Raw genomic sequence first — 14,452 nt, 5'->3', positions numbered from 1 at the left:
CTGTATATTATCATACGCGGTATACTCATTGAATGATAATTGATCAAAAATTCCAATGAATCTCTATGGGAACCGTTTTCGTGCCCTTTGCGCGCCGACCGACAGTCACATAGTCAATCAGCGTATCGACCATCTCACGGTTCAGGTGCTCAATGTTCATGTACTTCTCGACCAGTGCACGGCGGTTATCTCCGATAGCGATTCGCTCCTCAAGTTCTCGCATCTGCTTTTCGCCATCCTCGATCACATGCTCCAGCCGATCACGCTCTCCGGCAAAATCTTTCGACATAGCAAGATAGTCCTGCTCTGTCAGCAGTCCCTTTACCTTGTCGAGGTACAGATTGCGAATGCCTGTTGTATATTCCTCCTGCTTCTGACGATAGGTGTTGATCTCCTTTTGCAGGCATTTCTTCTGTTTCTGCAAATCCTTGCAGAACGCTACGCTCTCGGCCGCTTCATCCTTATCGAGAAATTCCTGCGCCATCCGGTTCAGCTCTTCCAGTACAGCTTCCTCCAAATGGCTGACCGCAATAAACGCACCGGGACAGGCTTCCACAGAGATATGCCGATTCGGACATTGCAGATAGTGCCGGTCCTGCGTCTTGGAGGACCGAAGCGTATAGCCGCAATATGCGCACCGTGCTTTGCGTGCGAAAATACCAATTTTTCCATCACTGAACGGTCTGCTGCGCTCTGCTCGCCGCCGACATACCTTGTTCCACAGTTCCTGGTCAATAATCGGCTCGTGCGTACCACGCACAACATACCACTGATCTTTCGGACGCGGCTTACACTGCTTGGTTTTATACGACACACTGCCATACTTGCCCTGCACCATATTGCCGATGTAAATTTCATTTTCCAGCATATCCGCAATCGCAAAGTATTTCCACAAGGTGCTGTTTTTGCTCACCGCCTGCTTGTAGCGTAAGCCATGCTGTCGTTTGTACTCGGTGGGATTGGGAATCCCGCGTGTGTTCAAAATACGGGCGATCGAAGTTTTCCCATATCCCTGTGCAAATAGATTGAACACCTCACGGACTACTGCTGCCGCTTCTTCGTCTATCAGCAAATGCCCTTTGCGGTCAGGGTCTTTGCGGTAGCCGTACAGTGCAAACGCACCGATATGCAAACCGTTGACACGGCGATTGGTCAGTACGCTGCGAATGTTATCCGACATATCTTCCAGATACCATTCGTTTACAAGACCGTTGATCTGACGTGATTTCTTGTTGCCCTTATTGTCCGTATCCGCATTATCTACAATGCTGACAAAACGGATACCCCAGATAGGAAACAGACCGTGGATATACTTTTCCACCAGTTCCAATTCACGGGTAAAACGTGACTGTGTTTTGCAGAGGATAATATCGAACTTGTGCTGTTCTGCGTCTTTCAGCAGCCGCTTAAACTGCGGCCGCCGCCTGTCTGCACCAGTATAATCATCGTCACTGTAAATCTGATAAACTTCCCACCCCTGTTCTTCTGCATACTGCACCAGCATTGCTTTCTGATTCTGAATGCTGCCCGAATCATCGGTCGCACATAGCTTGTTTTTATCTTCCTCGGATAAACGGCAATAAATTGCTGCTTTTTTCATGTTCTATCCCTCATTCAGATAAGAACAAGCTGTTTCCTACTTTTATTGTAACGCATAACTGCACTTTTGTCATTGCCTTTTCTCCGTAATTTTCGTTTCTGTCCGTTCGATACGATTGATCATCTCTACCCATTTCTCTGTAAATCGTTTCCGGTCGCAGGTTTCCCCTCCATTCTGAAAAACGTGTGTGCAAACCGCTTTGATCTGCTGTTTTGCCATACGGCTTCACCCTTCCTTTCAGAATAGCCTATGTTGCTCTCTGCTAATGTAAAACCCGCCTGCTGCAAAACAGGCGGGTTTTCTCATTCTACTCTCAAATCCAGTATTCGTTGCGGTCGCTGTCCATAATGAAATCATGTTCGTGCGAAACCTCGGTTACAACAGACGAGGGAGCGTCCGCCCATGTGCGGAGATTGCCACTGTAACCCGAAACATCCGGCGAGGTATCACGACCGGTCAGTTGACAAATCACCTTGGCAAATGTTAATCTGGATACATCACCACTCAGACCGGCATTCGTTTTGGTCACATACGAAACCAGCGTGTTCAGCTGACCGGAGGTAGCCCAGATACGCAGATAACCGTTCTTCGAGATCGTATAGTTGATCTCGTAATCATCGCCCTCATCCATGCGAGCGGTATCAAACGCGGACGCAGGCAGAACGCCGATGGAAACGAAATACTTTGCTTCTTCCGGAATATCGTACTTGTATTTCGGAACGGTAGTCGTGCCGCGCGGCAGCCAAGTGTTGCCGCCGTTAGCAATCAGACGATATACAACCGTGCAGGCTTCCTGCAGGGATACGCGATCATTCGGCCGCCACAGGCCGTCCGCGTAACCACCGAACAACTGATAGTGAATATCCGTCAGCACCGGCGTACCGGACGAACCAGACGAAATGACTTCAATCTCCGGCGAACGGCCCGAAGCCGAACCATTGTCACCCGTAGCCGCGGCAAGATTGGTGTACGTCTTGCCGCCCGCATCGGTCTTGAACTCAACCGTGATTTTCACCACGCGCTTTTCGTTCGGCGCAATGTCACCGAGCTCCAGAGTAAACACTTTGTTCTGGAAACTCCATTTGCCGTTCAGAACACCGTCCACATAGACGTTGTTCTTCAAAACAGGCGTTACCAGTGTGGTGTCCAGTGTATCTTTGAGGATAACCCGTTTCCATGTCTGGTTAGAATTGTTGCCAATCGTGATGGTAAATGTGGCGCGCTTGCGGTCTGCCGAAACGCCGGAACCTACATTCACCACGGTTTTATCAACCTCTTTGGTTACATAAAAATTTGTGTTAACGTCCGGCTGTTCCGCCGTGTCAGGAATCGTTACGCCCTTATCCGTTGCTGTGCCGTGACCGTTATCGCCGTCAAGTGAAGCCGTATTGGTAATCGTTGTTCCAGCCGCACTTTCAAGCACCTGCACGTCAAAAGTGATTTCAGCCGATTCACCCGGTTCAAGATCACCTACGAGTACAGACAGCGCATTGCCGCTCAAATGATACAGCGCAAATTCGTTGTTGAGATACACGCCGCCTACCAGCTTAACGCCGGTCGGGAGTGTATCGGTCATTACGACATTCTTCCATGCGGCAGTTGCCTTGTTGCCGTTCTTTGCAGTGATCGTGTAGGTGAAGGTATCGCCTACATTGGCAGTGGTGACGCTTGCAGACTTCTTTACGATGGGAGCAGCGTTGCCCTCGTCAATTTGTACGCCGCCGTCCGGCATGGGCGTTTCCTTGCCGTTATCATCGAGGATAGCGGTATTGACAATGAACTTGCCCTGCGAACCATCATCTACGGTTACATCGAAGCTAAGAACGGTCTGTGCGCCTGCTGCGATAGCATCCGGCGTGAACGTAATTGTTTTCATCGTAACATTGTACGAATAATTGACCGTTGCCGAACCATTCTCCTGCACGTTTCCTGCAAAACTTACTCCGTCAGGCAAAACGTCAATCACTTTCATGTTCTCCCAGTCTGCGGTAGCTGCTGCACCGTTTTCCAGGCGGATAGAATAGGTAATCGTATCACCAACTGCTGCGGTGGTCTTGTTTGCGGTCTTATTGCCCGCATGACCGTCTGCCGTACCATCTTCAATATCCACACCGTTATCCGTACCGCTCTTGTCCGGCGTATTGCTGCCGCTGACGAGGGCGGTATTTTCAATGTGCATACCGTAAGCGTCGCTGTTGACGGTTACATCAAAGCAAATCGCCTTGGTCTGGTTCGGCGCGATCTCACCGAGCGATACGGTCAGGGTCTTGCCGGTATTGTCGTACTGATATTCTGCGGAGTAGCCGTCTACGGTTACATTGCCGCGGAAAGTCAGTCCGTCAGGAATGGTATCGGTCATAACCGCGTCACGGATATTCACATCCGCACCGGTCGCATTCGCTGCGTTTACGGTGTAGGTGATCGTATCGCCAACCTTGGCGGTGGTTTTGTCTGCGGACTTGAAAACGGTCAACAGCGCGTCACCGTCCGCGATTGCTACGCCATCGTCCTTGTCCTGCACCGGGTCTGCATTATCAGAGGTCAGTGTTGCAAGGTTCTGAATGGTGGTGTTGTATGCGGATTCATTCACCGTTGCGGTAAAGCCGATGATCTGCTTTGCGTCCGGCTCAATCGTGCCGACATTGACGGTCAGCAGACGGGTGTTTTCATCGTAGGTGTAATCGTTGGTGTTCTTGCCGTTCAGCGTGACAGAGCCGTATTCAAAGTCCAGTCCAGCCGGAAGAACATCGGTGATAACGCCGTTCTCAACCGGAACAGTTGCGGTATCGTCATTCTTTACGGTCAGCGTGTACGCGATCTTATCGCCCACGCGGGCAGAGGACTTATTCGCAGACTTGTCGATCTGCGGCTTTGCCTTGCCGTCACCAACGGTTACGCCGTTGTCCTTGCCGCTGGTGTCCGGCGTGTTGTCGGACTTCATCACAGCGGTGTTGTAGATGGTCTTTCCGTATGCAGCGGTATTCACTACCGCAACGAAAGTTACCGTCGCGCTTTTCTCGATTCCGAGATCACCAACCTTGACGGTCAGAACGCGGGACGCTTCATCATAGCTGTAATCGTTGGTCAGCTTGCCGTTCAGCGTAACCGAGCCATACTGAATATCCAGTCCGTTCGGAATGGTATCGGCCAGCACAGCGTCCTTGATCGCTACGCTTGCGAACTCGCCGTTTGCCAGCTTGATGGTGTAAGTCACCTTATCACCAACATTGGCAGCGGACTTGTCCGCAGTCTTAGTGACTTCCGGCTTGGTCTTGCCGTCACCGATCTCAACGCCCTTGTCCTTACCCTCGGTGTCCTTGATATTATCGCCGGAGAGGACAGCGGTGTTGTGTACGGTCTTGCCGTAAGCCGACTTACCCACGGTCACGGCGAAAGTGACGGTGCGGGCAGCGTTCGGTTTCAGATTACCGACCACGACCGACAGCTTGCGGCTGGCGTTGTCATAGCTGTACGGATAGGACTTGCCATCCACCTGCACGCTGCCGTCTACGAAGTCAAATTCAGCCGGAATGGTATCTGCCATTTTAGCGTTTTCGATTTCGTAAACAGCACCGTCACCGTTGCCGACCTTGACGGTGTAGGTGATCTTGTCACCGACATTCGCGGTTTCCTTATCCGCAGTCTTGGTCACATACGGCGCGGTATCGCCTTTCTTGACATATACGCCATCGTCTTTGTCCTCGTAAATGTTGGTTTTCTTGCCGTCCGCAGCAGTCACATAACCGTTCGTACCCTTGGCAACAGCGGTATTGTAGATCGTCTGATTGTACATATCGCCATTGATTTTTGCCTTGAAAGTGGCAATCACGGTCTTGCCAGCGGCAATATCACCGAGGTTTACGGTCAGCGTACCGTTCTTGACGGTATGGGTAGCAGCTACATTGTTCACATAGACGCTGCCCTCAATAAAGGTCATGCCGGACGGGATTTTATCGGTCAGAACAACGCTTTTCCATGCGGAACTTGCCTTTTTATCGTTCGACAGCTTGATCGTGTAGGTGATTTCATCGCCTACCTTTGCGTCCTTGACGCTTGCCGTCTTTTCGATGGACGGGAGCGCGTCACCAGTGCTGTACTTATAAGTGATCGTGCGGATATAGCCACGATACTCATACGCCGGAATGGACTTGGGCGCGGATTCTGCCTTGCCCGCCGTAGTGACAGACTTTGCAATCTCCTTGCCGTTGGTGTCTACGAATTTCTCGACAATGATGTTGTACTTGCCATCGTTGTACTTCGCGTCATGCCATTCTTCGGCGGTATGGGATACCGTTGCTTCCATGAGATCTGTATAGCCCCAGAACGATTCTGCAAGATCGTTGTACGGATTTCGCACATTCAGTGCCTTCAGCTTTTCGCGGGTAACAGTGCGGTTAATCATGCTGTTTACCAGCGTTACGGTTTCGGTTCGGGTGATCTCCTTGTCGGGACGGAAAGTGCCGTCCGGATAGCCCTGAATCCAGCCTACTTCGCTGGCAGCATTGATATAGCTGTACGCCCAGTGACCTTTCTCTACATCCGAGAAAACCTTGCCGCTGGTGTATTTAAGGTTCTGGAAACGCGCCGCCAGTACAGCAAACTCCGCACGACTGATGGGTGCGTTCGGTGCAAAGCTGTCCTTGGACTTGCCTTCCAGCAGCCCGATGTTGTACAGCGTTTCGACCGGCTCATAGAACCAGTTCTTTGCGTTTACATCCTTGAAAGTACCGTTTGACATACGCCGCGTAAAGCTGGGATAATCACCGTCATACAGGCGGTAGAAGATCATAGCAGCTTCGGCGCGGGTCAGATCACCGTTCGGGTGTACGCCCTTGTCGGGATAACCGATGATGTAGGTCAAGTCCTTATGCGAATACACATACTCAACGCTTTCGGTATAATCCGCGTAGGTGTAGTTTGTGATCGTCTGCGGGGACTTTTCCTCGTGCGTGACGCTGTATGTCTGCTTTTCGGCAATCTCCTTGCCGTTTTCTGCGTCAAGATATTTTGCTGTCACCGAGGACAGCGTGCTTGCAGACTTCGTGCTGACGGCAAACGAACTTGGGATAATCGTTGCCGCCATCGCCAGCGACAATCCCGCTGAGATGATTCGCTTTATAATTGACATTGTTTCACTCCGTTTCTGTTAAGTAATCTGAAATGCTCAACTGCCCCGGCAGCACGCCGTCCTGCAGCCACCAGTGCAGCACTTCTTCCCCGCCCTGCCAGACGGCAGGCAGGTTCCTGCTACGGCGTTCCTCAAGCATCCGTTCAAATGCGTGCAGGTACGCCCGCTCATAGGTTGGATACCGACCAAACTCAAACTGCCGTCCGGCACGGCCCGCCAACGGACAACCGATACAGCCGACACGATGAAAGCCGCGCTCGTACAGCGGATTGACCGGGATATGCTCGGAACGAATGTAGTCCCACACTTCTCTGTCCGTCCAGTCCACGATTGGATTGCAAATGCGCTTTGCCTGCAAGCGGCAGTTCTCGAACAGCCGCCGTGTATCGTCGTTATCGTTGCTGATCGTGATTCTGCGGCTTATGTCTGCGGATTGCTTCTCATATATACCGCGGTTCTTGCGGCGCTTGGCGCTTTCTGCCCAGCGAACGCCTGTTGTTATCATGCGTCCCTTGCCGCCCTGCTCTTTCAGCACGGAACAGCAGTATCGCACAACGCGCGTTGGCGGCATGAGTTTTTGCGGTATCAGGCTCCACATTGTCACGCGAGCACCCTTGAACATTGCCAGGTTGACGGTACACTTGATACCCTTGTTTTCCAGCCGATGGAAAGTTTCGCGCACATGGTAGACGGTTTCCGGCGCGTCAACCGAGGTATGGTTATGCTGGACTTCGTACCGGATACCGGCCGCCCGCGCCAGCGCAAGACAAACATCGCTGTCCTTGCCGCCCGAAGTGGTTATAACGAGCGGTGCATGGTAGTAGGTTTCGCTCATTTCAGCGGCCAGCCGCAGACGAGCGATTGCCTGCTGTTCTTTATTCATTGCGTCCCATCAGCTTAAAATAGGCTTTCGGGCGTTTCGGCAGTTTCGTCCAGAAAATACAGCGACCGTACAGATCGTGAACAAAACTCTCACGGCCTAAGTAAAGCTGTACGTCCATTTTGCCGTTCGGATACAGGCACAGAACCCGATGACCGCGTTCCGGCAGTATCTTATTTGCGTTTTTCCATTCCATAGATGACCTCCAAAAAGCAAAATCGGAGGAATCCATGCGATTCTTCCGGTTTGTGATTATTCTGTTGTCCGAATTTTTACACTATCATATATATCATCACCTCGCATTTCTCTGTCAGCCTATTCGTCCTCACCCCCCGGCTGCCGGGAAACATCAGGCGGCCGGCGGCGTACCGACCTCACAGGCATTGCACCTATCTCGTTGTCCGATCTCATAGCCTGCGACGCTTTTAACGCTCGGACGGTGACTGATCGGGAGTATCATTATCATCTATGCGGGTCATCGCCTTGTCGGGAGCCGCCCGACAGTTCGCGGCTTTACACCGCAGCTCTCCGCACAGAATTTGTACCTGATGTTTGATGTTCAGTTGCCAAGGAGCAGTGAGGGTTTGTTTATCCCCTCACTGTTCCCCCAAGCAAAACAGCCACTGTATCAGCCGAATTTAGAAATTTGAAAAATATTTTTTTAGCTTTCCCAAAATCCGGTCACGATCTCTTACTATCTTCATGGGCGGCACATTGATTTCACGGGCATATTCTCGCACCCCAAGTCCGCGAAAATACAGCGCGTCTATCAGCCTTTTCTCATCGTCGCTCAACTGAGCAAGCACAACCGGCAAATGTTTTGCCTGTTCTTCTCTCATTTTTGCATTTTCGTGTTCAATGCAGATTTCTTCCGCGCTCGGTTCTGCATTTTCCAGTGTTTCGATATGTATACCATCCTCAATCGTGCGTTCCAGCGATATTTCGTTCTCAGCCGGAATATCTTCTCCGATATATCTTGCGTGCCGGTCCATCTTCGAATATGCCGCAAACACTTCGGCCGAAACCTCTACATCCTGCCCAAACACGGTGATGATGTTTGCAACCACGTTGCCGTCCTTATCTTTAACCCGCTTGTAGTTGCGGTTTTTCTGCCAGTTTTTCATTTTTAAGCTCCAATCTTAAAGTTTTTGTTTAAGATTGGAACTTATGGATAGCGGGCAATATTAGCTTGCCAGCAGTCTGAAAAAGAGCGAAACCCCCTGCACTTTGGGATTTTAGGGCAAAAAAATAAAGCCTTTCGCACAGCTATTAAGCTATACAAACGGCTTTGCTTACATCGCTTGACAAGGGCACACAGTCCTTTGTCGTGTGCGATAGATAAGTAAAAGTCAAATTTTCCACTCAATCGAAACGTGTTCGTCGGTTGCGCGGATCTGTGAGATCAGGCCGTCGGCAACCTGCCGCCTGTCCTCGAAGTCAATTTCTTCCCATTGGTTGAGGTAGACCGACAACCGCTCAATCTGCTCCGGGGACATGGTTTCCGCCGACAGCGCCGCGATCTCTTTTGTCAGAGCTTGGCGGCGTGTGTACAGCTCCTCAATTTTGCTGTTGGCATAGGACAACAGCACCGCATTAGCCCCGGTCAGAGTATTCAGCAGCTTTTCAATCTCGTCCTCCACGCGGGCAAGCTCCATGTTCAGCGCGGTCAATTGGGGATTGACCGTTTCCCGCTTTGCCGTCAGCGTCTGGAACTCGGACAGCTTTTTGACCATCTCGCCGTACAGAAATCTTTCAAATTCCCGTGTGCGGAGCGTCCCGCAGCCGTCACAGCTTTTACTGTCGGCCCGCTTGGAGCAGCGGAGATACTGAACACCTGTAGGATTGCCGACGCTCATAAGCGCGTACCCACAGCGGCCACACTTGACCTTTCCGGCAAGCCATGTGTTCTTTGCCTTGCGCCCGCCTTGGAACGTCCTGTTTGCCATGAGCTTTTTCCGGCAGCGCAGCCATGTATCAGACGATACCAGCCCCTCGCTGGGAGCCAGAACAAGTATCTGATCTTTCAGGTGCTTGTTTTTTCTTTCCTGCACGTCCCGGCCCTGGTAGAGATAGCAGCCGTTTGTCCCGGCAAAATCTGTCGCTTCATTGACTACTACCGTACCCTGGCTTTTGAAGAACTCGTACATATCGAGATCAGCCTGTGCGTAAATGGGGTTTCTCAAAAGCTGGGATATAAAGCCCCGTTTCATTTCCTTACCGTAGATCAGGATGCCCTCGTCGGCAAAGTAGCGGGCGATGTCCCCGAAAGAGGTTCCGGGCTGGGAGTACATTTCAAACATCAACTTTGCAATATCTGCCGTTTCCGGGTCAGGCTTCATCATTTTTGTGCGGATGCCCTCAATGGTGGTCGGCTCCAGTTGGAAGCCATAGAGGGCCGCGCCGCTCATGTGAAAACCGTGTTGGCAGCGGGAATAGTAGGCGTCGGTCACGCGCTTCTGGATGGTTTCACGTTCAAGCTGGGCAAACACGATGCAGATATTCAGCATGGCCCGCCCCATCGGGGTGGACGTGTCAAACTTTTCCGTAGAGGATACGAACTCGACATTGTATTCCTGAAAAGTTTCCATCATGGTTGCGAATTCCAGAATGGAACGGCTAATACGATCCAGCTTGTAGACCACCACACGCTTGATCAGGCCCCGGCGAATATCGGCCATCATTTCTTGGAACTTGGGCCTGTCGGTGTTCTTGCCGGAATAGCCCTTGTCGGTGTACTTGCGGAAATTGCCTCCTCTCAATTCATACTTGCAGAACTCGATCTGGCTTTCAATGCTGATACTGTCCTTGCGGTCAACGGACTGTCTGCCATAAATGGCATCTTCACGAATAATCATTTGGTGCTCCTTTCCGTGTAGGAGCTACCAAACCTTACACCCATATTATATCTCTGGCAGCCCCGCATCTCAAGGATGTCCCGCATTAGTGCATCTGCGCCCGTCCCGGCGCATACTTCACAAAGACCTCATACAGACAGCTTTCAATCTCACGCTTGCGCTTGTCCCGTGCTCGGGGAGAGAGCATCGGGGTCAGGTTTTCCACGGTGATGGATTTGCCCTGAAAAGATGCGGTTTTGACTTCCTTGTGATAGCCGACTCTTGCCTCCGTCATCTGAAAACCTCCTATAAAAATCAGCGGTGTGAATAGATTTGATGGTTTCCCGTCGTCCGTGGGGAAACGTGAAAGGACGGCACAAAAGCGCCGTCCTTTGACCTTGCCCCACCTCTGGCCACGATGACCAGAAGCAGCGGGACAGTTGTTTTCCGTTTCAATCCACAAAAGAGGGAGCCGCCGCGCCGGAATGGTTTGGGCTGTCATAAGACAGAAAGACCCGGTTTGACGGCTCCCTGTATGATTGTTGTGTGCCGTATTTGCCACGCATCCCCGGCACGGGGAGTATTCCAGATCGCCGATGGCTTCGGCTGCATAGCCCCACAGTACCGCTGCCCGTGGAGGGCTGGCGCATACCGCAGGGACTCCCCCTCAAGTCTGTGGGAGGGCGTGAGCAAGTTTCATTATCCTCCGCGCTGTCCTCGCGCCCGGTTTGCCAGCACCGGGTCAAAGGCTGCGTTGATCGCTCGGCCAGCTTGTCCATCACCTCCTGAACTGGCTGTCGTGGCGGCGCACCTTACGTCGCTATCACGCGGATTTCGTATCGGGAATACTGTCTATTCAGTTTTCAAGGCGAGGAAGAAAACTCCTCTCACCTATCAGGAGGTTTCGAGGGCAAATGTACTCCCTCTTACAGAGATTTTTTCAAAATATTTTTCATAGCAGCCAGCCCACGCTCAACGGAGCAGCAGATGCGGCTCCGGCCAACGCCCTCGGCTGCCGCGATCTCGGCCTTGCTCATGCCGAGAAGATAGTGCTGGTACACACGCCGGGCCTGCGTAGGCGGGAGCTGGGCCAGCGCGTCATAGAGGGCAAAGGTGGTTTCCTGTGCCTCAATGTACTCGTCCGGGGTCATGGGCTGACGGAGCACGTCGGCCTCAAAGCCGGGAGCGGTGTCCAGCGAGCACTCGCCATTTCTGCGCTTCTGCCGCTTGTAGCTGTCGCACAGGCGGCCTCCCATAGAGAGGGCGGCGGCGATCTCGTCCGAAACTTCCAGCACCACATTTTCGTTCATATAGGGGTAATACCGTTTCAGGTTGATAGTCGTCATAATTGTCCTCCATTTCAAAAGGTAGTTGGTGAGTGTGGATTGAAATGGAGAACAGGTGGCCCAAGGCATTGGGGAGCCTCTGGCCACCGTGACCAGAAGCAACGACATATAGAAACGCCCGCACAGCATGACGCTATGCGGACGCAAGCAACTAAATATCCTGTTACATGATGTTTAATTTCACTTTCAAAGCCGGACTGCTCCGACGGAGGGGCTACGCTTTTTTTAGCTGGTGCAGATCATGGACGCTGCGAAAAAGAAAAATGGACACGGCGGCAATCCCCCTATGTGCCGCCGTGGAGTTACACGGTGTCGGGGCTTCGCTGGTTTAGGATAGACGAAAAGAAACGGCGGCTCTGAAATTCAAAGCCGCCGTTTCTTATAGGCGTGTTGATAGGACTGCTGGACGACGACTTTTTTTCTTTGCCGCCGTCCGGCAGCTACCTTTCTTATTGCTTTTAACGGGTTATTCCATCTCTCTATAGCGGGCAGCAATTTCCTCCGTAATCGGAATTAGTCTGCAATCTTCAATCGAGTACACCTGATCGCATAGCTGTTCAATGTCTTTGAAATGGTGTGAAGTCAGAAAAATGGTCTTGCCTTCCGCTTTCAGCATACGGATGATGGCCTTTACATCCTCATAGGTTTTGTAGTCCAATGCGTTAAAAGGCTCATCCAAAATCAGAATATCCTGCCCCTCCATAATTGCCTGTGCAATCCCCAGTTTCTGCTTCATACCAAGAGAATAGTTGTCTACTTTCGTTTTATTATCAGGGTCAAGCCCCACTTTGCTCATGGCCTGTCGGATTTCTTTTTCTCCAATTTTCCCTTGAATGTCCGCAAGAAATTTCAGATTTTGAAAACCACTGTAAATGCCAATAAAACCGGGGGAATTGATAAATACTCCCAAACTTTCGGGGAAGTCGCGGCCATTTTTACCAAGCTGTTTTCCGCGCACATAAACACTGCCCCGATCAGGCTTCTCGAAACCGCATAAAATCTTGAACAGCACCGACTTTCCGCTGCCGTTAGCGCCAACCAAACCAACAGCTGTTCCCTGTTCTATGGACAGTGAAACATCTTGAAGAATTGCCTTGCCACCAAAACTTTTTGATACATTTTTCACTTCAATATATGAACTCATATTCTGTCCTCCTAATTCAATATTTTCTTGTAGCCACACATAAGGATTCCTGCAATCATCAGCGTTGAAATGGCAGCCTCTATTCCAAAGGCGGACACAGCGGAAATTCCAATTCCCGGTTCCACAACAGAAATTCTTGTCAGGCTGGAAAGGCCAAAAGGCGAATAAGCTACCCAATTCCCCGGAAGGACACAGAGCAGATTTCCCGCCACTAACACAAGGAAACCGATTGTAACCTGTCTTGTGGCAATGTAGATGCCGAGCATAATCAGATATTGCGCCAATATATCAAGGCACTTCATCAAAACCGCATAGAGCAGGAACCTGAAAGAAACGATTGTTAATCCAGTGCTGAATAGGGATGCCCCTATAAGGCCAGCCATAAGCCAAAAGATTGCATATACCATGAGAAACTTTATGCTGACCAATAAAATGCTCTTCATCAAATGCCTGCGGCCCTTCGAGCGCACAGAAACAAATATAGATTGCCCGTTCACTGTTTGCTCCACAAAAGCGGCAAGCAGATAAAGGGGCACACCGCCGGTAATCAGCAGTTCAAGAAAAGGTAAAACTTGAAAATATCCGGTTCCATGTCCTGCAAACAGGGCATAAATCCATTCCAATCCTGATAGGGCGGTGCCATTGCCTAAGCCTTTGTAAATCGAAACTCCCAACACAACACCTAAAAGAATCAGCAGATTACGAGGGATCATGAGCGCATGGAAATAGTAGCCAGCTATACCACGGTGGGATAACTGTATATGCGACAACTGTCCCCGCCACGCAAACCGAATAGATATAGCAATTATCAAAACAATGAACAGCAAAGTAAAGGCAGTTATCTCTAAACGATGGGGCACGCCCAAATTGTGGTGTAAAATCAGCAAATGATTAAAACTCGTCAGCGGAATATTTTGAATTGCCGGAAGCTTGATCCACACAGCCGAGAGGACATAAAGAACGATTACAATTCGGATCGTCCACTTTCTCCCAGTGAAATGTCCAATCCACATACAGATTCCAAATATCAGCCAACTTCCAATAAGCTGATAGAGGGTAAAACAGACAAACGCCTGCAAGGGACTGGCAAAAAGCTGTTCCAGAGTGGAAAATAACTCGGCTTCCGTTGCACTCGCAGCAAGGTTCCATTCGTTGCCTAAAGGTAATCCTATACCAGACAGAAGAATTGCCCCAGTTTGAACTGCCGTCAGAATGACTGCAATCAAACCGACCCCAATCCATTTTTTCAGAAAATAAGAATGGTAACTTTGAAACCGTAAGATTACTGGCTCTCCGTCGTCATCAATAAAGGAAAAGCAGCTTAACAGTACAATCGGCAGCACAAAATAGGTCAGATAGTAATGGTCTGATACCGCCGACAAGATGTGCTGCTCGTATGCAATACCTCCGTTTAACCTCCCGCTGATGGAAAAAAGTATACATCCGGCAAATAGGGCAAGCGACTTTCCATATCCCCACAAGCGGAGATTTTTTCTTATAAGTGTAATCATAACGGATTC

The 14,452-nt window shown here is 50.7% G+C and carries 11 protein-coding genes; all 11 read right to left on the bottom strand.

Going from position 1 to position 14,452, the window contains the following annotated elements; all coding sequences use genetic code 11:
• Nucleotides 1–43: 43 nt before the first annotated feature.
• Nucleotides 44–1,600 (bottom strand): recombinase family protein, encoded by a 1,557-nt coding sequence (locus DWZ82_RS03190; protein ID WP_118360179.1) that lies wholly within the window; start codon nucleotides 1,598–1,600, stop codon nucleotides 44–46.
• Nucleotides 1,601–1,669: 69 nt separating this feature from the next.
• Nucleotides 1,670–1,819, bottom strand: a complete 150-nt coding sequence (locus DWZ82_RS15320) for a hypothetical protein (RefSeq protein WP_188885711.1) — start codon at nucleotides 1,817–1,819, stop codon at nucleotides 1,670–1,672.
• A gap of 94 nt (nucleotides 1,820–1,913) precedes the next feature.
• Entirely contained in the window at nucleotides 1,914–6,728 is a 4,815-nt protein-coding gene (locus DWZ82_RS03185; RefSeq protein WP_118478676.1) for an isopeptide-forming domain-containing fimbrial protein, read from the bottom strand.
• A 4-nt stretch (nucleotides 6,729–6,732) separates the two neighbouring features.
• Nucleotides 6,733–7,611, bottom strand: a complete 879-nt coding sequence (locus DWZ82_RS03180) for a phosphoadenosine phosphosulfate reductase family protein (RefSeq protein WP_243022869.1) — start codon at nucleotides 7,609–7,611, stop codon at nucleotides 6,733–6,735.
• Nucleotides 7,604–7,804: a hypothetical protein gene (locus DWZ82_RS03175; RefSeq protein WP_118478674.1), complete on the bottom strand. Its 201-nt coding sequence runs from the start codon at nucleotides 7,802–7,804 to the stop codon at nucleotides 7,604–7,606. Before DWZ82_RS03175 ends, DWZ82_RS03180 begins: the two co-directional genes overlap by 8 nt.
• Before the next feature lie 442 nt (nucleotides 7,805–8,246).
• Nucleotides 8,247–8,732: a sigma-70 family RNA polymerase sigma factor gene (locus DWZ82_RS03165; protein WP_118478672.1), complete on the bottom strand. Its 486-nt coding sequence runs from the start codon at nucleotides 8,730–8,732 to the stop codon at nucleotides 8,247–8,249.
• Nucleotides 8,733–8,957: 225 nt separating this feature from the next.
• The gene (locus tag DWZ82_RS03160) at nucleotides 8,958–10,463 is read right to left on the bottom strand and encodes a recombinase family protein (RefSeq protein ID WP_118478670.1); all 1,506 of its coding nucleotides are present in this window, start codon (nucleotides 10,461–10,463) and stop codon (nucleotides 8,958–8,960) included.
• A gap of 85 nt (nucleotides 10,464–10,548) precedes the next feature.
• Nucleotides 10,549–10,737, bottom strand: a complete 189-nt coding sequence (locus tag DWZ82_RS03155) for a hypothetical protein (RefSeq protein ID WP_021886981.1) — start codon at nucleotides 10,735–10,737, stop codon at nucleotides 10,549–10,551.
• 631 nt (nucleotides 10,738–11,368) lie between these two features.
• Nucleotides 11,369–11,788 carry an RNA polymerase sigma factor gene (locus tag DWZ82_RS03150; protein WP_118478668.1) on the bottom strand — a complete coding sequence of 140 codons (420 nt, stop codon included), beginning with the start codon at nucleotides 11,786–11,788 and terminating at the stop codon, nucleotides 11,369–11,371.
• 466 nt (nucleotides 11,789–12,254) lie between these two features.
• Nucleotides 12,255–12,932 carry an ABC transporter ATP-binding protein gene (locus DWZ82_RS03145; RefSeq protein WP_117488276.1) on the bottom strand — a complete coding sequence of 226 codons (678 nt, stop codon included), beginning with the start codon at nucleotides 12,930–12,932 and terminating at the stop codon, nucleotides 12,255–12,257.
• An 11-nt stretch (nucleotides 12,933–12,943) separates the two neighbouring features.
• A complete protein-coding gene (locus DWZ82_RS03140) occupies nucleotides 12,944–14,443 on the bottom strand; it encodes a hypothetical protein (protein ID WP_118478666.1) in 1,500 nt (499 codons plus the stop codon).
• Nucleotides 14,444–14,452 lie beyond the last annotated feature (9 nt).

Source organism: Butyricicoccus sp. AF35-5AC, from assembly GCF_003477715.1.
Lineage (GTDB): Bacteria > Bacillota > Clostridia > Oscillospirales > Butyricicoccaceae > Agathobaculum > Agathobaculum butyriciproducens.
This window is presented reverse-complemented; position numbering and strand designations above follow the sequence as displayed.

What these genes read in the sequence shown, in the direction of transcription:
- DWZ82_RS03190 (WP_118360179.1), bottom strand. Translation starts at nt 1,600, where the DNA reads ATGAAAAAAGCAGCAATTTATTGCCGTTTATCCGAGGAAGATAAAAAC.
- DWZ82_RS15320 (WP_188885711.1), bottom strand. Translation starts at nt 1,819, where the DNA reads ATGGCAAAACAGCAGATCAAAGCGGTTTGCACACACGTTTTTCAGAAT.
- DWZ82_RS03185 (WP_118478676.1), bottom strand. Translation starts at nt 6,728, where the DNA reads ATGTCAATTATAAAGCGAATCATCTCAGCGGGATTGTCGCTGGCGATG.
- DWZ82_RS03180 (WP_243022869.1), bottom strand. Translation starts at nt 7,611, where the DNA reads ATGAATAAAGAACAGCAGGCAATCGCTCGTCTGCGGCTGGCCGCTGAA.
- DWZ82_RS03175 (WP_118478674.1), bottom strand. Translation starts at nt 7,804, where the DNA reads ATGGAATGGAAAAACGCAAATAAGATACTGCCGGAACGCGGTCATCGG.
- DWZ82_RS03165 (WP_118478672.1), bottom strand. Translation starts at nt 8,732, where the DNA reads ATGAAAAACTGGCAGAAAAACCGCAACTACAAGCGGGTTAAAGATAAG.
- DWZ82_RS03160 (WP_118478670.1), bottom strand. Translation starts at nt 10,463, where the DNA reads ATGATTATTCGTGAAGATGCCATTTATGGCAGACAGTCCGTTGACCGC.
- DWZ82_RS03155 (WP_021886981.1), bottom strand. Translation starts at nt 10,737, where the DNA reads ATGACGGAGGCAAGAGTCGGCTATCACAAGGAAGTCAAAACCGCATCT.
- DWZ82_RS03150 (WP_118478668.1), bottom strand. Translation starts at nt 11,788, where the DNA reads ATGACGACTATCAACCTGAAACGGTATTACCCCTATATGAACGAAAAT.
- DWZ82_RS03145 (WP_117488276.1), bottom strand. Translation starts at nt 12,932, where the DNA reads ATGAGTTCATATATTGAAGTGAAAAATGTATCAAAAAGTTTTGGTGGC.
- DWZ82_RS03140 (WP_118478666.1), bottom strand. Translation starts at nt 14,443, where the DNA reads ATGATTACACTTATAAGAAAAAATCTCCGCTTGTGGGGATATGGAAAG.